This window comes from Mesorhizobium sp. M0491, from assembly GCF_040321265.1.
Lineage (GTDB): Bacteria > Pseudomonadota > Alphaproteobacteria > Rhizobiales > Rhizobiaceae > Mesorhizobium.
Genome location: NZ_JAMYRE010000006.1, coordinates 175,617 through 198,678, shown reverse-complemented (window position 1 = coordinate 198,678; position 23,062 = coordinate 175,617). Strand labels below are relative to the sequence as shown.

Here is a 23,062-nt window from a genome sequence, read left to right as displayed (position 1 = left end):
GCCCCGCGCTCCACATCTTCGGCCATGCTTTCCGGCATTTAGGGACAAGCTAACCACTGCCACATGAAATCATAATTTTCGCTGCCCGGTGCCTCCAGTAAACCAACGATCAGATCTCCGCCGCATCCGCAGACACTCCCGGGGAGAGCCAGAAAGGGCCGCTGAAATGCCAGTCGAAACGGTAGACACGCTTGTTGTTGGCGGCGGCCAGGCGGGGCTGGCCATGAGCGAGCATCTGAGCAAGTGCGGGGTGCCGCATCTCGTGCTCGAGCGGAGCCGCATCGCCGAACGCTGGCGTACCGAAAGATGGGACTCGTTGGTTGCCAATGGTCCCGCCTGGCATGATCGTTTTCCCGGCATGGAATTTCCGGACGCCGGTCCCGACGCCTTTGTCGGCAAGGAGAAGGTCGCCGACTATTTTGTCGCTTACGCCGGCATGATCGCTGCCCCCATCCGCTGCGGCGTGGAGGTCAGGAGCGTGGAAAGGCTTGTCGGCCGTCCCGGCTTCCGGGTCGAAACCTCGGATGGCGTGATCGAGGCCAGGAGCGTGGTTGCCGCTACCGGGGCTTTCCAGCATCCGGTCATTCCGGCGGTTGTCCCCGGGGATGCCGGAGCGATGCAGATCCATTCCAGCGCCTATCGCAATCCGGGCCAGTTGCCCGAAGGTGCGGTGCTGGTGGTCGGCTCCGGGTCCTCGGGGGTGCAGATCGCCGACGAACTCCAGCGCGCGGGACGGCGCGTCTACCTCTCGGTCGGGCCGCATGATCGGCCGCCGCGGGCCTATCGCGAGCGTGACTTCTGCTGGTGGCTGGGGGTTTTGGGCAAATGGGACGCCCAAGCGCCGGCGCCTGGCACCGAACACGTCACCATCGCGGTGAGCGGCGCGCGGGGCGGCCAGACGATCGACTTCCGGCGTCTTGCCGCGCAAGGGATGACGCTGGTTGGCCGGACGGAATCCTATAAGGAAGGGGTCATGACCTTCGCTCCGGATCTGGCTAAAAATATCGCGCGCGGCGATGCGAACTACATGTCGGTGCTGGACGAGGCCGACGCCTATGTCGCTCGCAACGGCCTCGACCTTCCCGAGGAGCCCGCGGCCCGCGAGATCGGACCGGACCCTCGATGCATGACTGATCCCATTCTCGAGCTGAACCTGGCTGAAGCCGGGATAGGTTCGATCATCTGGGCAACGGGATTCACCGTCGATTACAACTGGCTGAAAGTCGATGTGTTTGACGAAAAGGGCAAGCCGAAGCACCAGCGCGGCGTGTCGACCGAGCCGGGGATCTATTTCCTGGGCCTGCCGTGGCAATCGCGGCGGGGGTCGAGCTTCATCTGGGGCGTCTGGCACGACGCACAGCATGTGGCAGACCATATCTCCACGCAGCGCAAGTACCTGGCCTACCATGCGTCCGCAAAGCGCGAGACCAGGGTAGCATAGAAACGGACGTCCCGACCTCGAGCCTGACTGACGGAGACCAAGATGGCGCATACAAGAATTCGCAAGTTCAACACCAAGGACACCTATCCCGAGCAGAAACTCGACAATGATCTGTGCCAGGCGGTCGTTACGCGGGGCGGCAGGACGGTCTATCTGCGCGGCCAATGCCCGCAGGATCTCGACACGGCCAAGAATATCGAAAGCCATGATCCGGTCGAGCAGACGCACAAGGTCATGCAGAACATCCGCCAGCTGATCGAGGAGTGCGGCGGCACCATGGAGCATTTGGTCAAGGTGGTGGTCTACATTACCGATGTCCGTCATCGCGAGGGGGTCTACCGCACCATGGGCGAGTATATCAAAGGCGTGCATCCCGTCTCGACCGGCCTTGTCGTGCAGGCCCTGGCGCGGCCGGACTGGCTGGTCGAGATCGACGGCACCGCAGTTATCCCGGATTAAAGTCATGACATTCTCCATCGTCGCGCGGTGCAGCCGCACCGGCATGTTCGGGGTCGCGGTGTCCTCCTCGTCGCCTGCTGTGGCGGCGCGCTGCGGCTATGCGCAGGCGGGCGCCGGCGCCATTGCCAGCCAGAACGTCACCGATCCGACGCTGGGGCTGCGAGGTCTCGAATTGTTGGCGCGCGGTGCGTCGGCCGCCGAGGCGGTTGCCATCCTGAAGCGCACCGGCGCTTATCCCGAATACCGGCAGGTGCTGGCTGTCGATGCCGCTGGAAAGACCGCGATCCATTCGGGTCCCAAGGCGCTTGGCATCTGGGCGGAGGCGCGTGCGGACAATGTCGCCTGCGGCGGCAACATGCTGGCCCATGACGGCGTTCCGCAAGCCATGGTCGACGCCTTCCTGGCGTCGGAAGGGCATCTGGGCGACCGCCTCATCGCGACCATGCGCGCCGCGCTGAAAGCGGGCGGCGAGGCTGGTCCTGTCCATTCCGCCGGCATGAAGCTGGTGCGCGAGGTTGCGTGGCCGGTCGCCGATTTGCGCTGTGACTGGACCGATGACTGCCCGATCGAGCAGCTGGCGACGCTGTGGGAACTCTACAAGCCGCAGCTCGATGCCTATGTGACCCGCGCCATAAACCCATCCGATGCGCCGAGCTACGGCGTGCCGGGCGACGAATAGTCAAGACAGGGTCACCTGCGATGAGCGAACTCAGCCACAAGGACTGGATCGGCAAGGCGTCCGCGATCCGTTTTCGCGACAAGGCGTTCATCGACGGCAAGACGGTTGCGGCGCGTTCGGGCCGGACCTTCGCCAGCGTCAATCCGGCAACTGGCGAGGTGCTGGCCGAAGTGGCGTCCTGCGGTGAGGAAGACATCGATCTGGCGGTTGCCGCAGCGCGGCGCAGCTTCAACACCGGCGTCTGGTCGCGGACCAGCCCGGCGCACCGTAAGGAGGTTCTGCTGCGGCTGGCGCAATTGCTGCGCGAAAACCTGCATGAACTGGCCCTGCTGGAATCGCTCGACATGGGCAAACTGGTCAGGGATGCGGCCGCGGTCGACGTCCCCAGCTCGGCAGCGATCTTCCAATGGTATGGCGAGGTCATCGACAAGATCTATGGCGAAGTGGCGCCGACCGGCGAAGGTGATCTGGTGCTGGTACGGCGCGAACCGCTTGGCGTGGTCGGCGCGGTGGTGCCTTGGAATTTCCCGCTCGACATGGCGACGTGGAAATGCGCGCCGGCACTGGCGGCAGGCAATTCGGTGGTGCTGAAACCCGCCGAGCAGTCGCCTTTGTCGGCCCTGCTTCTGGCGGAACTGGCAATGGAAGCGGGCCTGCCTGCAGGCGTGCTCAATGTCGTGCCCGGCCTTGGCGAAACCGCCGGCCAGGCGCTTGGCCGCCATATGGATGTGGATTGCCTCGCCTTCACCGGTTCGACCGCCGTGGGCAAGATGTTCCTGCAGTATTCCGGCCAGTCGAACATGAAGCAGGTCTGGCTGGAGACCGGTGGCAAGAGCCCGAACCTCATTTTTGCCGATTGCGGCGATCTCGACGCGGCAGCCGACATGGCGGCCTTCGGCATCTTCTTCAACCAGGGCGAGGTCTGTTCCGCCAATTCACGCCTGCTCGTCCAGCGCGGCATCAAGGATGCTCTGGTGGAGAAACTGGTGCAACGTGCGGCGGTCACGCAGCCCGGCGATCCGCTCGATCCGGCTTCGAAAATGGGCGCGATGGTCGATAGTCGCCACGCCGCCAACGTCATGCGCTTCGTCGAGGCCGGCAAGAAAACCGCGCGCCTGGTCGCGGGCGGCGACCTGGTCACGGTCAACGGGCGCGGCAGCTTTGTCCAGCCGACCATCTTCGACGATGTCGCGTCTGCCGATCCGATTGCCCGCGACGAGATCTTCGGGCCGGTGCTTTCGGTCATCGCCTTCGACGACGAGGCCGACGCGATCCGCATCGCCAATGACAGCCCTTATGGGCTGGCCGCATCGCTGTGGACCGACAGCCTGTCGCGCGCGCATCGTATCGCGGGCCGGCTGCATGCCGGCACGGTTTCCGTCAACACGGTCGACGCGCTGAGCCCGATGACGCCGTTCGGCGGTTTCAAGCAATCCGGCTTCGGCCGCGACCTGTCGCTGCATGCGCTCGACAAATACACCGCGCTCAAAACGACATGGATCAAGTACTGATGGGCGCCTAAAGCGCATCGCGATTGAACGGATTCACGCGATGCGCTTTAGGCCTTTGCTCTATGCATGTCGTTTGCGCAAAACCGGGGCCACTTTTGCGCGACATGCATTAGGCTTGATCGAAGCCCTCAAACCGGCAACATAGCCAGCCATGCCGCTACGCTTCACGCTCAGACAGCTGGAATATTTCGTCGCCGTGGGCGAAGCCGGCTCCATCGCCAAGGCGGCCGAACAGGTCAATGTCTCGCCGCCGTCGATTTCGGCTTCCATCGCCCAACTGGAAACCGAGTTCGGCGTCCAGCTTTTTGTCCGCAAGCATTCGCACGGTCTCTCGCTCACGGCCGGCGGCCGCGTCTTCCTCAAGGAAGCCGCCCGGCTGCTCAACGATGCCGACGCCTTGCACGACGTCGCCGGCGACTTTGCCGAAAAGGTGCGTGGTCCGCTGGCGGTAGGATGCCTGCTGACGTTTGCGCAGATCGTGCTGCCGGCGCTGCGCATGCGGTTCGAGCGCGCCTATCCCGATGTGCGCGTGCGCCAGTTCGAGCGCAATCAGGGGCAATTGCTCGAGATGCTGCAGCGCGGTGAAATCGATCTTGCACTGACCTACGATCTCGAACTGTCGCAGGACATGACCTTCGAGCCGCTGATGCTGGTGCCGGCCTATGTCATGCTGCCGGCGGGGCATCGCTTCGCGGCAAAGGCGTCGATCACGACGGAGGAATTGGCCGATGAGCCGATGGTGCTGCTCGACCTGCCGTTCAGCCGCGAATATTTCCTTTCGGCATTCCACCAGCGCGGGATCCGCCCCAACATTGCCGAGCGCACCGGCGACATCGCCGTCATGCGTTCCATGGTGGCTAACGGCTTCGGCTACGGCATCGCCAATATGCGGCCGCTCAACACGCTGGCGCCGGACGGCAAGCCGCTGGTCTTCGTGCCGTTGGACGGCGATCTGCGGCCGCTGACCATGGGCGTCGCCTTGCCCAGTTCCGAACACCGCACGCAAACCGTCCAGGCGTTCATCGACCACTGCCGGCATTTCGTCGTCGAGCAAGGCGTGTTCGGCGCCGAGCGGGCCGTCGGCCAGGCAGCACTTCCACAGAAGTAGCCCCGGTTAAGCCAACTGCTGGTCGGCAAGCCGCTGCAGCAATTTTTCCAGCATGCCGTCGCAGCGGCGCATCTGCTCGACGCTGACGAACTCATCCGGCTTGTGTCCCTGCGCCATCGATCCCGGTCCGCACACGACCGTCGGCGTGCCGAGATCGCGGCTGAACAGGCCGCCCTCCGTACCGTAGGCAACCTTGATGGTGTTGTTGGCGCCGGTCAGCGATTTGATGAAAGCGACGGCTTGCGAACTGGCCGGCGTGTCCAGGCCGGGATAGATGTTGGTGATGTCTATGTCGATCGCCGCCTCGGGGGCGGTGGCCGAGGCTTCGGATGCAATATGAGCAGCCTCCTTGCGCAGACGGTCGAGAATCTCGTGCGGATCGTCGGCCGCGACATTGCGGATCTCGAAGTCGACCTGGCAGAGGTTCGGCACGATGTTCAGCGCCACGCCGGCGTTGATCTTGCCGACATGGACGGTCGTGTAGGCAATGTCGTAGTCGCCGTCGCGGGCGCCATCGCGCACCAGCCGATCCTGCTCGCGGCGCAAGGCGGCGACGAAGTCGCAGCCGAGATGGATGGCGTTGAGCGCCAACGGGGCCAGCGCCGAATGGCCTTCGCGGCCTTTGCAGAGCGCGCGTGCGGCAAGCTTGCCCTTGTGGCCCGTCGCCACCTGCATGTCGGTGGGCTCGCCGACGATGCACAGCAAGGGCCGCTGCGGGGCTGCTTGCAGCATGTCGATCAGGCTGCGCACACCAATGCAGCCGATCTCCTCGTCGTAGGAGAGTGCCAAATGCAGCGGCGTGCGCAGCGTCATTTTCGAGGCTTTCAGGCACGCCGCGAGCGCGCAGGCCACAAAACCCTTCATGTCGGCTGTGCCACGTCCGTAAAGCTTGCCGTCTCGGCTCGTCATCTCGAAGGGCGGCAGCGTCCAGGCTTGGCCGTCGACGGGGACGACGTCGGTGTGACCGGACAGCATGATGCCGGAAGCGTCGGCCGGTCCGATGGTGGCAAAGAGGTTGGCCTTGTGGCCGTCCTCGCTGTGGATGATCTGGCTGGCAATGCCATGCGCGTCCAGCAGCTCCGCCACGTAGCCGACGAGGGCGAGGTTCGAATCGCGGCTCACCGTCGGGAACGCGATCAGTTTTTCAAGGATCTGGATGCTGTCCATGCGTCTTGTGTCTCATTGGCCGTCGGCACTTCTAGCATCGGGCGGCCGCGGCCTTGAAGTCGCATTTGGCTCAGCCGGGATTCAGCGGATGCTAATCCCGGCGGGCGATTAGGCGCGTCCTAACCGGCACAGAAGAAATCTGTTGTTTCCCGGCGCTTGTCGCAATTTATGAATGGTCTCAAGGCATCAACCCACTGGGCTGGCCGGCTTGCACCTTGGCTCGAAACCATGATCGGGCATGTGCAAGGCGACGCTGGCAGGAAGGCACGTTCCATGCGCGATCCGCGCTACGACATTTTGTTCGAGCCCGTGAAGATCGGTCCGGTGACCGCCAAGAACCGCTTCTACCAGGTTCCGCATTGCAATGGCGGCGGCTACCGCGACCCTTCGGCCGCAGCCGAGATGCGCCGCATCAAGTCGGAAGGCGGCTGGGGCGTCATCTTCACCGAGCAGACCGAGATGCACCATACTTCGGAGATCACGCCCTTCATCGAGCTCAGGCTGTGGGACGATGCCGATATCCCGGCACTGGCGAAGATGGCCAAGGCCATGCACCAGCATGGCGCGCTGGCCGGTATCCAGCTGGCCTATTCAGGCATCAACGGGCCGAACCTCTACACCAAGGAAGTGCCGCGCGGGCCATCGGCCTTGCCGATCCGGACCTTCACCAACGATCCGGTTCAGGCGCGCGCCATGGACAAGCAGGATATACGCGACCTGCGCCGCTGGCACCGCAATGCATTCAAGCGTGCCAGGCTTGCGGGCTTCGACCTGGTCTGCCTCTACGGCGCGCATGGCTTCGGCATCATCCAGCACTTCCTGTCCACCGCCACCAACCAGCGCAGCGACGAATATGGCGGCTCGCTGGAAAACCGCTCGCGGTTGATGCGTGAGTTGATCGAAGAGGGCAGGGATGCCATCGGCGACACGTGCGGCCTGACGCTGCGGCTGTCGCTGGACGAGATGATCGGCGAGCTTGGCTTCGCCAACTCCGAAGTGCGCGACATGATCGAGATGCACGCCGACCTGCCAGACCTCTGGGACCTGGCGCATGGCGCGTGGGAGGATTGTTCGGGGCCGTCGCGGTTCAAGGAGGAGGGCGCGCAGGAGAGCCTGGTGTCCGGCATCAAGACGCTGACCTCCAAGCCGGTCGTCGGTGTCGGCCGCTTCACCTCGCCGGATGTGATGGTGAAGATGATCAAGTCCGGTACGCTCGATTTCATCGGTTGCGCGCGCCCGTCGATCGCCGATCCCTTCCTGCCGAAGAAGGTGGAGGAGGGTCGGATCGAGGACATTCGCGAATGCATCGGCTGCAACATCTGCATCACCGGCGACATGACCATGTCGATCTCGCGCTGCACGCAGAACCCGACCTTCATGGAAGAGTGGCGCAAGGGCTGGCATCCCGAACGCATGCAGGCCAAGGGCGACAGCGACAGCGTGCTGATCGTCGGCGCCGGCCCGACCGGGCTGGAGGCGGCGCGTGCGCTCGGCCTGCGCGGCTATCAGGTGGCCATCGCCGAAGCCGGCACCGAACTCGGCGGCCGCGTGGCGCGCGAATGCCGCTTGCCCGGTCTCTCGGCATGGGGACGCGTGCGCGACTACCGCCAGTACCAGATCAGCCAGATGTCCAATGTCGACGTCTATTTCGAAAGCCGATTGTCGGCGCAGGAGATACTGGACTTCGGCTTTCAGAACATTGCGCTTGCCACCGGATCGACATGGCGCCGTGACGGCGTGGCGCGCGCGCATGTCGTGCCGATGCCGGCGGACCCGGCCATGCCGGTCTATACGCCGGACGATCTGATGGGCGGCAATGTGCCCACCGGCACTGTCGTGCTGTTCGATGACGATCACTATTACATGGGCGGCGTTCTGGCCGAGCTGATGGCGCGCCAGGGCGCGAAGGTGACGCTGGTGACACCGTCGGCCTATGTGTCCGACTGGACCCGCAACACGCTGGAGCAGGGCGCCATCCACCGCCGGCTGGCCGAACTCGGCGTCGATATCGTGCTGAATCGGATTGTGACCCGCATCGTGGCGGGTGGGGTTGCCACTGCGTGTGCCTATACGGGAAGCCAACGCGACATCGCCGCGGACGCCGTCGTGCTCGTGACGTCGCGCCAACAGGACGATGGCGTCTGGTGCGAGCTGAAGGCGCGGAGGGATGAATGGGCCGATAGCGGCATCCGCTCGATCAAAATCATCGGCGATGCCGAGGCGCCGGGTCCGATCGCCTGGGCAACCTACGCCGGCCACCGCTTCGCCCGCGAGCTGGACGAAGCCGATATTGGCGACGCACTGCCCTTCCGCCGCGAGGTCACGACGCTGGCGGCGGATTAGGCGCCTGCGGCGCGGTTAGCGAATCTCGGGTTGTTCAACCATACCGCATTGCACAACTCCTCCGCTTGGTCACAATGCAGGCATGGTTCGAACCGCACTCGCCGTCCTGGTGATCGACGAAAACCGCATCCGCGCCGCGATCATCGAGGCGGGGTTGCGCGAGGCCGGCCATGAGCGGGTCACCGTCATCCATGATGTGACCGGCATTGCGCGGCGGATCGCCGAGATCGAGCCCGATGTCATCGTCATCGATCTCGAAAACCCTAATCGCGACATGCTGGAAAACATGTTCCAGCTTTCGCGTGCCGTAAAACGGCCGATCGCCATGTTCGTCGACCGCTCGGACCAGGCCTCGATCGAGGCGGCGGTCGATGCCGGCGTTTCGGCCTATGTCGTCGACGGTCTGCGGCAAGAGCGCGTCAAACCGATTCTCGACATGGCGGTCAGCCGCTTCAACGCTTTTTCGCGCATGGCGCGCGAACTGGAAGAGGTTCGCGGCGAGCTCGAGAGCCGTAAGGTGATCGATCGTGCCAAGGGCATATTGATGAAGTCGCGCGGCCTCTCCGAAGAGGCCGCCTACACGCTGCTGCGCAAGACGGCGATGAACCAGAACCGCAAGATCGGCGACATCGCCCAGAGCCTGGTGACTGCCGCCGGGTTGCTGGGGCCGGCGGAGGACGAATGAGCATGGACGCCGCGCACCAGATCACCGCTGGCTTCATGCCGCTTTTCGACAGCGCCGTGCTGGTCGCGGCCGGTGAGCTTGGCTTTGCCGCACGAGAAGGCATCGACCTCACCCTGCACCGCGAGACGTCCTGGGCTAACATCCGCGACCGCATCGCCATCGGTCACTTCCATCTGGCGCATATGCTGGGACCGATGCCGCTCGCCTGCAATCTCGGGCTGACGCCGCTCGCTTCGGAAACCATCGTGCCGTTCTCGCTCGGACTCGGAGGCAATTGCGTCACCGTCTCCAACACTGTGTGGGCCGGAATGGTGGCGCACAGCGCCGAAGCCGATCTCGACCCCGCGCGCGCCGGTGCGGCGCTGCGCGCGCTCATTCGCGAGCGCGCTGCGGCCGGTGGCGACCCGCTGCGCTTCGCCGTGGTGCATCCGCATTCCGGGCACAATTACGAATTGCGCTATTGGCTCGCCGCCTGCGGCATCGATCCGACGCGCGAAATCGAGATCGTCATCGTGCCGCCGCCCTTCATGGCCGATGCACTGGCCGCCGGCCGCATCGACGGCTACTGCGTAGGCGAACCCTGGAACAGTGCTGCGGTTGCCGCCGGCACCGGGCATATCGTCACCGTCAAGGCGCGGATATGGCGTAACAGCCCGGAGAAGGTGATCGGCGTGCGCAAGGCCTGGGCAGACGAAAACCCCGAGGCCTTGGCGGCGCTGCTGCGCGCGCTGCATCACTCGGCACGCTGGTGCCAGGATCCGGCCAACCATGGCGAATTGGCTGCCGTCATGGCGCAGGCCGGCTTTCTCGGCCTGCCGCCGGCCGTGCAGATGCCGATCCTGACCGGCCATCTCCGACTGGGCGGCGGCGCGGAGCGGAGCATCGACGACTTCTTCCTCCCCTTCGACAAGGCGGCGAACTTTCCGTGGAAGAGCCATGCGCTGTGGTTCTACACGCAGATGGTGCGTTGGGGGCATGTGGCGCATACGCCTGAAGACCTCGCCATCGCGCGGGATTGCTATCGTCCCGATCTCTATCGTTCGGCGCTGAAGCCGCTCGGCATCGCACTTCCCGGCGCCAATTCGAAGGTCGAGGGCGCGCTCCAAGTTGCAACCGCGGTCGGCGCGACAGGCGCCGGCCTTGTGCTCGGTCCGGACGGTTTCTTCGACGGCCAGATCTTCGATCCGGACGAGGTCGACGCGTACATTACCGGCCAGAAATCGGCTCGCGCGGAAGCCTGATCATTTCCGCGTCATTCTTGTGCATTGCACAAAAATTGTGCGCGCGATTGCCCGAATGAGCAATCTTTGACCTTCCGGCCATAGGACCCGGCGCGTCCGCGATCGGCGCTGGTTACTGATTTAATTGATCTTTTTCGCCTCTCTCAAAACTGGCACGGTTCCTGCTTTGAAATAGACAGGCCCTTCGCGGGTCACGGAACAGGCGCCCAATGGCGGGCGCCACAGGCAAAGCTGCCGCTCAGGTTAATACGCGCTCCCGGTCACCCGGACGCGAAGACCTGGCTGGCGGCTTTTTTGTTTTGATCAACACACAATCGACGACGCGGATCCCAAGCCGCGCCCAACCGGAGACGACGATGACGAAACGGATCAGGACTGGAACGACCCTCAAAGACATGACGCGCCGCGATTTTCTGGTCAGCAGTGCAATGACGGCCGGCCTGTTCGTGGCGGCCCGCAAGCTCTTCCCTTCCGGCGCCTATGCTGCGACCGCCACTCCGGAGGTCACCGGCGCCAAGCTCGGCTTCATTGCCCTCACCGATGCGGCACCGCTGATGATCGCCAAGGAGAAGGGGCTGTTCGCCAAGTTCGGCATGCCCGATGTCGAGGTGCTCAAGCAGGCCTCCTGGGGCGCGACGCGCGACAATCTGATGCTCGGCGGCGCCGCCAACGGCATCGACGGTGCCCATATTCTGACGCCGCTGCCTTACCTCATGCACACCGGCAAGGTGACGCAGAACAACCAGCCGATGCCGATGGCGATCGTGGCGCGGCTCAACTACGACTGCCAAGGCATTTCGGTCGCCCAGGAATATGCCGGCACCGGCGTCGGCCTCGATGCCTCGAAGCTGAAAGACGCCTTTGCCGCCAAGAAGGCGGCCGGCAAGGAAATCAAGGCCGCCATGACCTTCCCGGGCGGTACGCATGATTTGTGGCTGCGCTACTGGCTGGCCGCCGGTGGCATCGACCCCGACAAGGACGTTTCGACCATCGTCGTGCCGCCGCCGCAGATGGTGGCCAACATGAAGGTCGGCAACATGGACGTGTTCTGCGTCGGCGAGCCGTGGAACGAGCAGCTCGTCCATCAGGGCGTCGGCTTCACCGCCGCCACGACGGGCGAATTGTGGAAGGGCCATCCGGAAAAGGCGCTCGGCCTGCGTGCCGAATTCATCGAGAAATACCCGAACGCCACCAAGGCGATCCTGATGGCCGTCATGGAAGCCCAGCAATGGTGCGAGGCCAGCGACAACAAGGACGAGATGGCCGCCATCATCGGCAAGCGGCAATGGATGAACGTGCCTGTCGCCGACATCATCGGCCGCCTCAAGGGCGACATCAACTACGGCAATGGCCGCGTCGCCAACGGCACCGATCTCTACATGAAGTTCTGGAAAGGCGGCGTCTCCTATCCGTTCAAGAGCCACGATGCGTGGTTCCTCGCCGAGAACATCCGCTGGGGCAAATTCGCGCCGACCACCGACATCAAGGCGCTGGTCGATCAGGTCAACCGCGAGGATCTGTGGCGCGAGGCGGCCAAGGATCTCGGCGTCGCGGCGGCCGACGTTCCGGCGTCGTCGTCGCGCGGCGTCGAGACCTTCTTCGACGGCAAGATCTTCGATCCGGCCAATCCGTCGGCCTATCTCGACAGCCTGAAGATCAAGGCATCGGCGTAGCACAACCGCAAGCGGCGCCCTGCGCCGCTTGCGATCACTACCTGCCCCCAAGGAGTTTTTCTCAGACATGTCGATCCAGACTATCGAGGACACAAAGGTGAAGGCGTTCCCCCCGAAGCCGGCGGAGGTCATCGCCTTCACCGCCAAGGCACGACGCCGCTTCGATCCGCTGGCGATTGCCGGCAAACTGGCGAGCGCGCTGGTGCCGCCCATCATCGTCATCGCGCTGATGCTGGTCGTCTGGCAGATCGCCTGTTCGTCGCCCACATCAAGCCTGCCGCCGCCGACCCAGGTGTGGAACGAGGCCTACGATTTGATCGCGCATCCGTTCTTCGACAATGGCCCGCAGGATATCGGCCTGGCATGGCGCGTGCTGATCTCGCTGCAGCGTGTCGCCATCGGTTTCGGCCTGGCGGCGGTGGTCGGCGTCGCGCTCGGCGCGCTGGTCGGCCAGTCGATCTGGGCGATGCGCGGCCTCGACCCGGTGTTCCAGATCCTGCGCACGGTGCCGCCGCTGGCCTGGCTGCCGCTGTCGCTGGCGGCGTTCCGCGATTCCAGCCCGTCGGCGATCTTCGTCATCTTCATCACGTCGATCTGGCCAATCATCATCAACACCGCCGTCGGCGTGCGCAACATCCCCGAGGATTACCGCAACGTCTCGCGCATCCTGCGGCTCAACCAGTTCGAATTCTTCGTCAAGATCATGGTACCGGCCGCCGCGCCCTACATCTTCACCGGCCTGAGGATCGGCATCGGCCTGTCCTGGCTCGCCATCGTCGCCGCCGAAATGCTGACCGGCGGCGTCGGCATCGGCTTCTTCATCTGGGACGCGTGGAACTCGTCGCGGCTGCCCGACATCATCGTGGCGCTCGCCTATATCGGCGTCACCGGCTTCTGCCTCGACCGTCTGGTCGCGGCGGTCGGCGCCTTCGTCACCCGCGGCACAACGGCAAAGTGAGGAGAGGGCGATGACGGCCTATCTGAAGCTCGACCATATCGACAAATCCTTCTCGCGTGGTGCCCAGGTCAGCGAGGTGTTGAAGGACATCAGGCTGACCATCGACAAGGGCGAATTCGTCTCCATCATCGGCCATTCCGGCTGCGGCAAGTCGACCCTGCTCAATCTGATCGCCGGGCTGACCAAGGTGTCCGCCGGCGCCGTGCTGCTCGAGGACAAGGAGGTCGACAGCCCCGGTCCCGAACGCGCCGTGGTGTTCCAGAACCACTCGCTGCTGCCGTGGCTGACCGTCTATGAAAACATCAACCTGGCGGTGTCGAAGGTTTTCGGTCGCTCGAAAAGCAAGGCCGAGCGGCATGACTGGATCATGCGCAATCTCGACCTCGTGCAGATGGCGCATGCCAAGGACAAGCGCCCGGCCGAGATATCGGGCGGCATGAAGCAGCGCGTCGGCATCGCCCGGGCGCTGGCCATGGAGCCGAAGATCCTGCTGCTCGACGAGCCGTTCGGCGCGCTCGACGCGCTGACGCGCGCGCATCTGCAGGACGCGGTGATGGACATCCATTCCAGGCTCGGCTCGACGACGATCATGATCACCCATGATGTCGACGAGGCGGTGCTGCTGTCCGACCGCATCGTCATGATGACCAATGGCCCGGCGGCAACCATCGGCGAAGTGCTTGCCGTGCCGCTGGCGCGGCCGCGCCGGCGCGTCGAACTCTCTTCCGACCGGACCTTCCTGCGCTGCCGTGAGGCGGTGCTGAAGTTCCTCTACGAACGCCACCGCTTCGTCGAAGCCGCGGAGTAGCACCATGAGCGAAAGACTTGTCATCATCGGCAATGGCATGGCCCCGGGGCGCATGCTGGAGCACCTGCTGGAACAGGCTCCGGGCCGCTACACGGTCACCATCTTCAACGCCGAGCCGCGCGTTAATTACGACCGCATCATGCTGTCGCCGGTGCTGTCGGGCGAGAAAGCCTATGAGGAGATCATCATCCACGGCGACGGCTGGTACATCGCCAACAACATCACCCTCTACAAGGGCCACAAGATCGTCGCCATCGACCGAGCGGCGAAGACCGTCACCTCCGATCATGGCGTCACCGAACCCTATGACAAGCTCGTCATCGCCACCGGCTCGGTGCCGTTCATCATTCCGGTGCCCGGCCATGACCTGCCGGGCGTGCTGACCTATCGCGATCTCGACGACGTGCAGGCGATGATGCTTGCCGCCCAGTCGCGGGCCAAGGCGGTGGTCATCGGCGGCGGCCTGCTCGGGCTGGAGGCGGCAGCAGGGCTAAACGCGCAAGGCATGGACGTCACCGTGCTGCATGTCATGCCGACGCTGATGGAGCGCCAGCTCGATCCCGCGGCCGGCTATCTCTTGCAGCGTGCGGTGGAACAGCGCGGCATCAAGGTCATCACCAAGGCCAACACACAGGCGATCACAGGCAACGGCAAGGTCGGGCAGGTGGAGCTCGCTGACGGCACCATTATCCCAGCAACGCTTGTGGTGATGGCCGTCGGCATCAGGCCGAATTCGGCGCTGGCGAAACAGGCCGGCATCGCCGTCAACAGGGGCATCGTCGTCGACGCCGGCATGCGCAGCAACGATCCCGACATCTACGCGCTCGGCGAATGTGCCGAGGTCAACGGCCAAGTCTACGGCCTCGTCGCACCGCTCTACGAGATGGCGCGCGTGACCGCCAGCCAGCTTGCCGGCGACGCGGCGGCGGCCTTCGTCCATATGGACACGCCGACCAAGCTCAAGGTCACCGGCATCGAGCTGTTCTCGCTCGGCGACTTCGCCGAGGGCGAGGATCGCCAGGAGATCGTGCTGCGCGACGCCGCCGCAGGCGTCTACAAGCGCCTGGTGCTGAAGGATGACCGCATCATCGGCACCGTGCTCTATGGCGAGACGGCTGACGGCGCCTGGTTCAACGACCTCAAGAAGAAGCAGACCGACATTTCCGAAATGCGCGACACGCTCATCTTCGGCCAGTCCTACCAGGGGGGTGCCCCGCTGGACCCTATGGCGGCCGTTGCAGCCTTGCCGGATGATGCGGAAATCTGCGGCTGCAACGGCGTTTGCAAGGGAAAGATCACCGGCGCGATCACGGCCAAGGGCCTGACCTCGCTTGACGACGTGCGCGCCCACACCAAGGCGTCGGCCTCCTGCGGCTCCTGCACCGGGCTGGTTGAAAAGCTGATGGTGCTGACCCTCGGCGACACGTACAACCCCGCCGCCGTACAGCCGATGTGCTCCTGCACCACCCTCGGCCATGACGAGGTGCGCCGGCTGATCAAGGCCAAGAGCCTGAAGACCATTCCCGCCGTCATGCAGGAACTGGAATGGACGACCTCCTGCGGCTGCGCCAAATGCCGGCCGGCGCTCAACTACTACCTCGTCTGCGACTGGCCGGATGACTACGCCGACGATTACCAGTCGCGCTTCATCAACGAGCGCGTCCACGCCAACATCCAGAAGGATGGGACCTATTCGGTGGTGCCGCGCATGTGGGGTGGGGTGACCAATGCCGCCGAACTGCGCGCCATCGCCGACGTCGTCGACAAGTTCGAAATTCCGATGGTCAAGGTCACCGGCGGCCAGCGCATCGACATGCTCGGCATCCGCAAGGAGGACCTGCCGGCAGTGTGGGCCGATCTCGGTCAGGCCGGCTTCGTCTCCGGCCACGCCTATGCCAAGGGGTTGCGCACGGTGAAGACCTGCGTCGGCTCAGACTGGTGCCGGTTCGGCACGCAGGATTCTACGGGCTTCGGCGTCCGCATCGAAAAATTCATGTGGGGCTCGTGGACGCCGGCCAAGGTCAAGATGGCGGTGTCGGGCTGTCCAAGGAACTGCGCCGAGGCGACCTGCAAGGATGTTGGCGTGATCTGCGTCGACTCCGGCTACGAAATCCATTTCGCCGGGGCGGCCGGCCTCGACATCAAGGGCACCGAGGTGCTGGGCCTGGTCAAGACCGAGGACGAGGCGCTGGAGCATATCGTGGCGCTGACGCAGATGTATCGCGAGCAGGGCCGCTATCTCGAGCGCATCTACAAATGGGCCAAGCGCATCGGCATCCCCGAGATCAAGCGTCAGATCATGGACGATGGCGAGAAGCGCAAGGCTTATTACGACCGCTTCGTCTTCAGCCAGAAATTCGCCCAGGTCGATCCGTGGTCGGAACGCGTTTCCGGCAAGGACAAGCATGAATTCCGGCCGATGGCCTCTGTCGGGTTTGCGCAGGCGGCGGAGTGACAATCATGAACTGGGTATCAATCGGCTCTATCTCGGACATCCCCCGCCGCGGCGCGCGCTGCGTCGCCACCCCGGAAGGCAAGATCGCCGTCTTCCGCACCGCCGACGATCAGGTCTATGCCATCGACGACCATTGCCCGCACAGAGGCGGACCGCTCAGCCAGGGCATCGTGCACGGTGCGGCGGTGACCTGTCCCTTGCACAATTGGGTGATTTCGTTGGAGACGGGCAAGGCGCTCGGCGCCGACGAGGGCGCGGTGCGCACCATTCCGGTGCGGGTCGAAGGCGAGCATCTGTTCATTGCGCTGGAAGCGCTGGCCAGCCGCGCGGCCTGAACCCATGGAGATCGACGAAGCGCGCGAGGTGAGGACCACCTGCCCCTATTGCGGGGTGGGCTGCGGCGTGCTGGCGAAGGCCACCGCGGACGGGCAGGTGTCCGTCCGCGGCCACCCCGACCACCCGGCCAATTTCGGCCGGCTCTGCTCCAAGGGCTCGGCACTCGCCGAGACCATCGACCTCGACGGCAGGCTGCTGCATCCGGAGGTCCACGGCCGCCGCGCCGGCTGGGACGAGGCGCTCGACCTTGTCGCCTCGACCTTCTCGCAAACCATCGCCGAGCATGGCCCGGATGCGGTCGCCTTCTATGTTTCGGGCCAGTTGCTGACCGAGGACTATTACGTCGCCAACAAGCTGATGAAGGGTTTTGTCGGCTCGGCCAACATCGACACCAATTCGCGCCTGTGCATGGCCTCCTCGGTCGCCGGCCACCGCCGCGCTTTCGGCTCCGACACCGTGCCGGGAACCTATGAGGATCTGGAATTGGCCGACCTGATCGTGCTGGTCGGCTCCAATCTCGCCTGGTGCCATCCGGTGCTCTACCAGCGCATCGCGGCTGCCCGGGAAAAGCGGCCGGAGATGAAGATCGTCCTGGTCGATCCGCGGCGCACCATGACCGCTGACATCGCCGACATGCATCTGGCGATCGCGCCGGATGGCGACGTCGCTTTGTTCACCGGGCTGCTCGCTTATCTCGGCCAGCACAATGCGCTCGACCGCGCCTACATCACGACGCACACGACCGGCTTCGGGCAAGCGCTTTTCGCGGCCTCCGCGCTCGACCTGGCCGGCGTCGCTGCCGCCACGGGCCTGAGCGAGGACGAGCTTGGCCGTTTCTACAGCCTGTTTGCGGCAACGGCGAAAACGGTGACGGTTTACAGCCAGGGTGTGAACCAGTCGTCATCCGGCACCGACAAGGTCAACGCCATCATCAACTGCCATCTCGCCACCGGCCGCATCGGCAAACCCGGAGCAGGGCCGTTTTCGGTGACCGGCCAGCCCAACGCCATGGGCGGCCGCGAGGTCGGCGGCATGGCCAACATGCTCGCCGCGCATATGGAAATCGAAAACCCCGACCATCGCGACCGCGTGCAGCGCTTCTGGAACGCGCCGGCCATTGCCGGAAAGCCCGGCCTGAAGGCAGTCGAGATGTTCCAGGCGCTGGCCGACGGGCGGATCAAGGCGCTGTGGATCATGGCCACCAACCCGGTCGATTCGATGCCGGACGCCGATGCCGTCGAGGCGGCGATCAAGGCGTGCCCGTTCGTGGTGGTGTCGGACGTGCTGGCCCAGACCGACACCGTCCGCCACGCCCATGTCCGGCTGCCCGCCGCCGCCTGGGGCGAGAAGGATGGCACCGTCACCAATTCAGAGCGCCGTGTGTCGCGCCAGCGCGCGTTTTTGCCCGTGCCCGGCGAGGCAAGGCCCGACTGGCGGATTGTCGCTGAGGTCGGCAAGCGGATGGGGTTTGGCGAGGCGTTTTCCTATGCGACGCCAGGGGAGGTGTTTGCCGAGCATGCCGCGCTGTCAGGATTCGAGAATGATGGCGCGCGGGATTTCGATATTGGTGCTTATGCCGGGGTTGATGCGGAGGAGTATGAGGCGCTGGAGCCGTTCCAATGGCCGGCGCCGAGCCCAGCCACCCCCCTCTGGCCTGCCGGCCATCTCCCCCGCAAGGGGGGAGATCGGCTGCCACCACGGCCTTCGCCAATTACAAACAATGCAGGAGATATGCGAGCATCAAAGCTGCCAATCTCCCTCCTTGCGGGGGAGATGTCCGGCAGGACAGAGGGGGGTGCTCAAGCTCGACATCAGTCGGACGAGCATCTTCGGGCCGGGCAGAGGCTGGAAGGTAACACCACCCGCTTCTTCGCCGACGGCAATTTCTACACGCCCGACCGCAAAGCGCGCTTCATCGCCATCCGCCCCACCACGGAAGTCCGCACCAGCCCGGACTATCCGCTGATCCTCAATACCGGCCGTATCCGCGACCATTGGCACACCATGACGCGAACCGGCAAAAGCCCGCGTTTGTCGCAGCACATCGCCGAGCCCTTCGTAGAAATCCACCCGGCGGATGCGCAGCGCTTCGGCATCGGCGACGCCGACATCGCGCGGGTTTCCAGCCCGCGCGGCGACGTGCTGGTGCGCGCGCTGGTGACGGCGCGCCAACGCCAGGGCAGCCTGTTTGCGCCGATGCACTGGACCGATCAGTTTGCGGCAAGGGGCCGGCTCGACACGCTGACCGCGCCGCTGACCGATCCCATTTCCGGCCAGCCGGCGCTGAAACATGTCGCCGCCCGCATCGAGAAATTCGCCGCAAAGGCCTTTGGCTTTGCGGTGACGCGGCGCAGGCCTGAGCCTGATACCGCGGCCTACTGGGCCGTGGCCAAATGCAAGGGCGGCTGGCGGGTCGAGCTTGCCTTTGCCGAAGACGACATCGATTGGGCTGGCTTTGCCGGGTCACTGTTCGGCGTGTCACCGGGTGCGGAAATGCTCGCCTATCATGACCGCGACGCCGGCCAGCATCGCATCGCCGCCTTCGACGGCGATCAACTGTCAGCCGCCTTGTTCGTCGCACCCGGCCCGGTCGCCGTGTCGCGCGGCTGGGCGGCGGAACAGTTGAGTGCCGATCATGTCGACCGGCGCGGCAGGTTGGCGATCGTAGCCGGACGACCGGGCGGGATCGACGTCGACCGCGGCGCCATCGTCTGCTCCTGTTTCGGCGTCGGCGCCAACCAGATCGCGGAAGCGGTGCGCGGCGGCTGCGGCAGCGTTGCGGCGATCGGCACGGCCCTGCATGCCGGCACGAATTGCGGCTCCTGCCGCGCCGAGATCAGGGTCATCATCGACGCGCAGAGTCTTCAAGCAGCCGAGTGATTGTCCCGACCAAAGGGGCCTGCGCGACGGCGCTGGTTGGGCTATGGTGGCGCAAGCGTGCCACGTCGTGCACGAATCGTCTTCAGTCAGGGTCATCCGATGGCAAATCCCCCGCGTCGACCGACAAATCCGATGACGGCCGCCGAGGCGGCTTTCAAGCCGGTGAAGAAGCCGGCCGCGCCGGTTCGTGAGCCCTCCGCCGCTCCAGGCGTCAGGGAGCTTGTTTCGATCCGGATCGATCGCGCCGTGCTGGACCACTTCCAGGAGGATGGGCCGGGCTGGCAGGACCGCATCAACGACGCCTTGCGGCAGGCGATAGAAGGCAAGCCTGTTGTTGCCGAGGATGATCGTTCAGACGACGAGTAGCGGCTGTTCCAGTCAGCTCACGCCTCGAAGTGCAGGATATAGAGCTTGCGCGTCTTCTCGTGGATCGTCCATTCGCCTTTCCAGCCTTTCGGCAGCACCAGCATTTCGCCCGGACCGACGTCCTCGCTGCGGCCATCGGGACCATGCAGCGAGACCCGACCTGACACGATGTGGCAGGTTTCGGAATTGCTCTCGCGCGATGCGGTGAAGCGGCCCGGCGTGCACTCCCAGACGCCGACTTCCAGTGTGCCGTCAGGCGAGGTCCACAGCGTCTTCGCTGCTTCGAGCTGATCGCCGCTGATCGAGGTCGGCTTGGGCTCAGGCTCGCCGAGGTCGATGGAAGCGAGATGGGCGAAGGTCTGGAAGTCGGTCATGGCAGTCTCCGGGCAGGCACTGAAAATGCAGAAAGTTTTGGAATCGCTCCGAGGCTCAATGCCCGGTGATGCGGTCGGCGATTGCGGCCAGTTTCGACGTATGCTGGAGGCCGGCTTCCTCGCGCTCGTCGGCGACGCGATAGAGCTGATACATCGAGTGGACGCCGAGCCAGCGCATCGGCTCGGGCTCCCATTTGCTCACCTGGCGGTTGACCCAGGGCAGGCGGGTCAGTTCGGTGTCGCGGCGCAGGATAAGGTCGCGCAGCGTGCGGCCCGAAAGGTTGGAACTCGAGACGCCAAGCCCGACATAGCCGCCGGCCCAGCCGATGCCGGTTTCAGGGTCGAGGCCTGATGTCGTGCACCAGTCGCGCGGCACGCCCAGAACGCCGCACCAGGCGTGGTCGATGCGAAGCCCGGCTGTCTGCGGCAGAAGCCGGGTGAGGATCGCGTGCAGGCTTTCGATCGTGGCCTGCTGCGTCTGGCCGCGCACATCCGTTTGCGAGCCGTAACGATAGGGCACGCCGCGCCCGCCCATGGTGATGCGGCCTTCCCGGGTGCGCTGCGCATAGCAATAGGCGTGCGCGGCGTCACCGAGAAGCTCATGGCCCTCCCAGCCGATCTCGTCCCATAGCGATTGCGGCAGCGGCTCGGTGATGATCTGCGCGCTGTTGAGCGGCAGCCAGAGCCGCTCATTGCCTGATATGCCGGCCGTGAACCCTTCCGTGGCGCGGATGATGATCGGCGCGCGCACGGTGCCGCGGTTCGTCGTGACCTTGCCCTTCTCGATGCCGGTCACGGTGGTCTGCTCGTAGATCGGCACGCCAAGCCGCTCGACGGCTTCGGAGAGCCCACGCACCAGCTTGGCCGGCTGCACGCGCGCGGTGCCGTGGTGGACATAGCCGCCAAGCACATTTTTGATGTTGATGCGGGCCTTGGCCTCTGCCTGGCCAATCAGGCTGACGCGGTCCTGCGGCACGCTCCAGCCGATCGCATCGGCATAGGCGGCCTTGATCCGTTCGAGCTGCGGCGGGTTGGTCGCAACCGTCAGATTGTCGACGCGGCGGATGTCGGCATCGATGCCTTCGGCCTCGGTCACCGCGATCACTTCGTCGACCGTGCCATGCATGGCGGTTTCCATGTCGATGACGGCGCCGCGCGTCGAGGTCCGCAGATATTTCTCGCGCGACCAGCTGAAGCCGCCGGACAGCCAGCCGCCATTGCGGCCCGACGCGCCGAAGCCGGCGAACTCCCTTTCGACGATGGCGATGCGGATCGAAGGATCGGCCTTCTTCAGATAGTAAGCTGTCCACAAGCCGGTGTAGCCGGCGCCGACGATGCAGACATCGGCTTCGAGGTCACCCGGGAGCGGCGCGCGATAGGCCGGCAGCCCGATGTCGGCATACCAGAACGAGACGTTGCCGTTGACTTTGGCGTCCATGTCTAAAAATCCTGCGGGGAAAAGAGCGATCAGGTCATCGTCATGTCGGCGCGATCGTCGTCGGCAAGAAGTTTTGCATCGACTACCGACCAGCGCAGATCGACCGTGTCACCAATCGAGAACGGTGTGGCTTCCAGCGACGAGCGCACGATGGCCACCGAGCCATCGCGAAGCGTCACCTGGTATTTCGAACCCGACCCCAGATAGATCGCCTCGCTGACCTCACCGGTGAGGCTGTTCTGCCCGGCGGCGGGAGGCGTGTTGGTGCCGGCAAGCGAGAGCTTTTCCGGCCGCAGCAGGACCACCGGTTTGCCTCCGCCGGCAAGCTTGCCGTTGGCCACGATCTTCTGGCCGGCGATCGTCAGGCTGGTCTCGTTTCCTGACGTCTGGGCGGTGCCACGCAAACTGGTCGATTCGCCGATGAACTTGGCCACGAACAAGGTCGTCGGCTCGTCATAGAGCTGGCGGCCGGTTCCGACCTGTTCGATGCGCCCCTGGTTGAACACGGCGATGCGGTCGGACAGAACCAGCGCTTCTTCCTGGTCGTGCGTCACATAGACGAAGGTGGTGCCGAGTTCGCGGTGGATGCGCTTGATCTCCAGCTGCAGCCATTCGCGCAGTTTCTTGTCGAGCGCGCCGAGCGGTTCGTCCATCAACAGCAGCGGCGGATCGAAGACGATGGCGCGCGCCAGCGCCACGCGCTGCTGCTGGCCGCCGGAAAGCTCTGAGGGATAGCGATGCGCGAAATCGGCCATCTTGACCATGTCCAGCGCTCGCACGACGAGACGGTCGCGCGCCTGCTTGTCCATGCCGCGCAAGGTGAGGGGATAGGCGACGTTCTTGCCGACGGTCATGTGCGGAAACAGCGCGTAGTGCTGGAACACGACGCCGATGTTGCGCTTGTGCGCCGGCAGGGCGACGATGCTGTTGCCGCCGACGGCAAGATCGCCTGCGGTGAGGTCGGTGAAGCCCGCAACGACGTTGAGCGTGGTCGTCTTGCCCGAGCCGCTAGGCCCCAGCAGCGTCATGAACTCGCCGGGCTCGATATGCAGGCTGACATCGTCGAGCGCGGTGAAATTGCCGTAGCGCTTGGTTGCGCCCTTGATGTCGATGGCCGCGCCACGTTCCCTCGCAGTCATC

At 64.7% G+C, this 23,062-nt stretch carries 19 protein-coding genes; 15 read left to right on the top strand and 4 right to left on the bottom strand.

Annotation, left to right across the window (positions count from 1 at the left end; genetic code table 11):
• Nucleotides 1–166: 166 nt before the first annotated feature.
• From NKI69_RS09915 to NKI69_RS09895, 5 genes are all read left to right on the top strand, one after another.
• Nucleotides 167–1,441, top strand: coding sequence for a flavin-containing monooxygenase (locus NKI69_RS09915; protein ID WP_023809427.1), 1,275 nt, complete (start codon nucleotides 167–169; stop codon nucleotides 1,439–1,441).
• A 42-nt stretch (nucleotides 1,442–1,483) separates the two neighbouring features.
• Complete coding sequence (locus NKI69_RS09910; protein ID WP_352721128.1) at nucleotides 1,484–1,900, top strand: RidA family protein; 417 nt, start codon at nucleotides 1,484–1,486, stop codon at nucleotides 1,898–1,900.
• Nucleotides 1,901–1,904: 4 nt separating this feature from the next.
• A complete protein-coding gene (locus NKI69_RS09905; RefSeq protein ID WP_352721126.1) occupies nucleotides 1,905–2,579 on the top strand; it encodes a DUF1028 domain-containing protein in 675 nt (224 codons plus the stop codon).
• A gap of 20 nt (nucleotides 2,580–2,599) precedes the next feature.
• Nucleotides 2,600–4,090, top strand: coding sequence for an aldehyde dehydrogenase (locus tag NKI69_RS09900; RefSeq protein WP_352721124.1), 1,491 nt, complete (start codon nucleotides 2,600–2,602; stop codon nucleotides 4,088–4,090).
• Between the two features lie 151 nt (nucleotides 4,091–4,241).
• The gene (locus tag NKI69_RS09895; RefSeq protein WP_023809423.1) at nucleotides 4,242–5,198 is read left to right on the top strand and encodes a LysR family transcriptional regulator; all 957 of its coding nucleotides are present in this window, start codon (nucleotides 4,242–4,244) and stop codon (nucleotides 5,196–5,198) included.
• Between the two features lie 6 nt (nucleotides 5,199–5,204).
• Here NKI69_RS09895 and argE read toward each other — a convergent pair whose 3' ends face one another.
• Entirely contained in the window at nucleotides 5,205–6,365 is a 1,161-nt protein-coding gene (argE, locus tag NKI69_RS09890) for an acetylornithine deacetylase (RefSeq protein ID WP_352721121.1), read from the bottom strand.
• Between the two features lie 273 nt (nucleotides 6,366–6,638).
• Here argE and NKI69_RS09885 point away from each other — a divergent pair, with 273 nt between their 5' ends.
• The 10 genes from NKI69_RS09885 to NKI69_RS09840 all read left to right on the top strand — a co-directional run bounded on the left by NKI69_RS09885 (nucleotide 6,639) and on the right by NKI69_RS09840 (nucleotide 20,110).
• Entirely contained in the window at nucleotides 6,639–8,708 is a 2,070-nt protein-coding gene (locus NKI69_RS09885) for an oxidoreductase (RefSeq protein ID WP_352721119.1), read from the top strand.
• Between the two features lie 82 nt (nucleotides 8,709–8,790).
• The gene (locus tag NKI69_RS09880) at nucleotides 8,791–9,393 is read left to right on the top strand and encodes an ANTAR domain-containing response regulator (protein ID WP_013530455.1); all 603 of its coding nucleotides are present in this window, start codon (nucleotides 8,791–8,793) and stop codon (nucleotides 9,391–9,393) included.
• 2 nt (nucleotides 9,394–9,395) lie between these two features.
• Nucleotides 9,396–10,634 carry a CmpA/NrtA family ABC transporter substrate-binding protein gene (locus NKI69_RS09875; protein ID WP_352721191.1) on the top strand — a complete coding sequence of 413 codons (1,239 nt, stop codon included), beginning with the start codon at nucleotides 9,396–9,398 and terminating at the stop codon, nucleotides 10,632–10,634.
• A 356-nt stretch (nucleotides 10,635–10,990) separates the two neighbouring features.
• The gene (locus NKI69_RS09870; protein ID WP_023809419.1) at nucleotides 10,991–12,307 is read left to right on the top strand and encodes a CmpA/NrtA family ABC transporter substrate-binding protein; all 1,317 of its coding nucleotides are present in this window, start codon (nucleotides 10,991–10,993) and stop codon (nucleotides 12,305–12,307) included.
• A gap of 67 nt (nucleotides 12,308–12,374) precedes the next feature.
• Nucleotides 12,375–13,265, top strand: a complete 891-nt coding sequence (gene ntrB / locus NKI69_RS09865; protein ID WP_352610876.1) for a nitrate ABC transporter permease — start codon at nucleotides 12,375–12,377, stop codon at nucleotides 13,263–13,265.
• 10 nt (nucleotides 13,266–13,275) lie between these two features.
• A complete protein-coding gene (locus NKI69_RS09860; RefSeq protein WP_023809417.1) occupies nucleotides 13,276–14,073 on the top strand; it encodes an ABC transporter ATP-binding protein in 798 nt (265 codons plus the stop codon).
• A gap of 4 nt (nucleotides 14,074–14,077) precedes the next feature.
• Nucleotides 14,078–16,528 carry a nitrite reductase large subunit NirB gene (gene nirB / locus NKI69_RS09855; RefSeq protein ID WP_352610874.1) on the top strand — a complete coding sequence of 817 codons (2,451 nt, stop codon included), beginning with the start codon at nucleotides 14,078–14,080 and terminating at the stop codon, nucleotides 16,526–16,528.
• 5 nt (nucleotides 16,529–16,533) lie between these two features.
• On the top strand, nucleotides 16,534–16,863 hold the full coding sequence (gene nirD, locus NKI69_RS09850; protein ID WP_352551520.1) for a nitrite reductase small subunit NirD: 330 nt from the start codon (nucleotides 16,534–16,536) through the stop codon (nucleotides 16,861–16,863).
• A gap of 4 nt (nucleotides 16,864–16,867) precedes the next feature.
• Nucleotides 16,868–19,744 carry a nitrate reductase gene (locus NKI69_RS09845; RefSeq protein WP_352721116.1) on the top strand — a complete coding sequence of 959 codons (2,877 nt, stop codon included), beginning with the start codon at nucleotides 16,868–16,870 and terminating at the stop codon, nucleotides 19,742–19,744.
• 99 nt (nucleotides 19,745–19,843) lie between these two features.
• Nucleotides 19,844–20,110 (top strand): BrnA antitoxin family protein, encoded by a 267-nt coding sequence (locus tag NKI69_RS09840; protein ID WP_023809413.1) that lies wholly within the window; start codon nucleotides 19,844–19,846, stop codon nucleotides 20,108–20,110.
• A gap of 17 nt (nucleotides 20,111–20,127) precedes the next feature.
• Here the strand turns inward: NKI69_RS09840 and NKI69_RS09835 are convergent, their stop codons facing one another.
• Genes NKI69_RS09835 through NKI69_RS09825 form a run of 3 tightly spaced genes read right to left on the bottom strand, consistent with a single transcriptional unit; the run spans nucleotide 20,128 to nucleotide 23,061 of the window.
• A complete protein-coding gene (locus NKI69_RS09835; RefSeq protein WP_023809412.1) occupies nucleotides 20,128–20,484 on the bottom strand; it encodes a cupin domain-containing protein in 357 nt (118 codons plus the stop codon).
• A 55-nt stretch (nucleotides 20,485–20,539) separates the two neighbouring features.
• Nucleotides 20,540–21,922: an NAD(P)/FAD-dependent oxidoreductase gene (locus tag NKI69_RS09830; protein ID WP_023809411.1), complete on the bottom strand. Its 1,383-nt coding sequence runs from the start codon at nucleotides 21,920–21,922 to the stop codon at nucleotides 20,540–20,542.
• A gap of 29 nt (nucleotides 21,923–21,951) precedes the next feature.
• Nucleotides 21,952–23,061: an ABC transporter ATP-binding protein gene (locus NKI69_RS09825; RefSeq protein WP_023809410.1), complete on the bottom strand. Its 1,110-nt coding sequence runs from the start codon at nucleotides 23,059–23,061 to the stop codon at nucleotides 21,952–21,954.
• Between the last annotated feature and the right edge of the window lies 1 nt (nucleotide 23,062).

Excerpts from the sequence above, each read along its gene's own strand:
- NKI69_RS09825 (WP_023809410.1), bottom strand. The coding sequence starts at position 23,061 with ATGACTGCGAGGGAACGTGGCGCGGCCATCGACATCAAGGGCGCAACC.
- NKI69_RS09880 (WP_013530455.1), top strand. The coding sequence starts at position 8,791 with ATGGTTCGAACCGCACTCGCCGTCCTGGTGATCGACGAAAACCGCATC.
- NKI69_RS09830 (WP_023809411.1), bottom strand. The coding sequence starts at position 21,922 with ATGGACGCCAAAGTCAACGGCAACGTCTCGTTCTGGTATGCCGACATC.
- NKI69_RS09885 (WP_352721119.1), top strand. The coding sequence starts at position 6,639 with ATGCGCGATCCGCGCTACGACATTTTGTTCGAGCCCGTGAAGATCGGT.
- NKI69_RS09915 (WP_023809427.1), top strand. The coding sequence starts at position 167 with ATGCCAGTCGAAACGGTAGACACGCTTGTTGTTGGCGGCGGCCAGGCG.
- NKI69_RS09860 (WP_023809417.1), top strand. The coding sequence starts at position 13,276 with ATGACGGCCTATCTGAAGCTCGACCATATCGACAAATCCTTCTCGCGT.
- NKI69_RS09835 (WP_023809412.1), bottom strand. The coding sequence starts at position 20,484 with ATGACCGACTTCCAGACCTTCGCCCATCTCGCTTCCATCGACCTCGGC.
- NKI69_RS09910 (WP_352721128.1), top strand. The coding sequence starts at position 1,484 with ATGGCGCATACAAGAATTCGCAAGTTCAACACCAAGGACACCTATCCC.
- NKI69_RS09840 (WP_023809413.1), top strand. The coding sequence starts at position 19,844 with ATGGCAAATCCCCCGCGTCGACCGACAAATCCGATGACGGCCGCCGAG.
- argE (WP_352721121.1), bottom strand. The coding sequence starts at position 6,365 with ATGGACAGCATCCAGATCCTTGAAAAACTGATCGCGTTCCCGACGGTG.
- NKI69_RS09905 (WP_352721126.1), top strand. The coding sequence starts at position 1,905 with ATGACATTCTCCATCGTCGCGCGGTGCAGCCGCACCGGCATGTTCGGG.
- NKI69_RS09845 (WP_352721116.1), top strand. The coding sequence starts at position 16,868 with ATGGAGATCGACGAAGCGCGCGAGGTGAGGACCACCTGCCCCTATTGC.
- NKI69_RS09870 (WP_023809419.1), top strand. The coding sequence starts at position 10,991 with ATGACGAAACGGATCAGGACTGGAACGACCCTCAAAGACATGACGCGC.
- ntrB (WP_352610876.1), top strand. The coding sequence starts at position 12,375 with ATGTCGATCCAGACTATCGAGGACACAAAGGTGAAGGCGTTCCCCCCG.
- NKI69_RS09875 (WP_352721191.1), top strand. The coding sequence starts at position 9,396 with ATGGACGCCGCGCACCAGATCACCGCTGGCTTCATGCCGCTTTTCGAC.
- NKI69_RS09895 (WP_023809423.1), top strand. The coding sequence starts at position 4,242 with ATGCCGCTACGCTTCACGCTCAGACAGCTGGAATATTTCGTCGCCGTG.
- nirD (WP_352551520.1), top strand. The coding sequence starts at position 16,534 with ATGAACTGGGTATCAATCGGCTCTATCTCGGACATCCCCCGCCGCGGC.
- nirB (WP_352610874.1), top strand. The coding sequence starts at position 14,078 with ATGAGCGAAAGACTTGTCATCATCGGCAATGGCATGGCCCCGGGGCGC.
- NKI69_RS09900 (WP_352721124.1), top strand. The coding sequence starts at position 2,600 with ATGAGCGAACTCAGCCACAAGGACTGGATCGGCAAGGCGTCCGCGATC.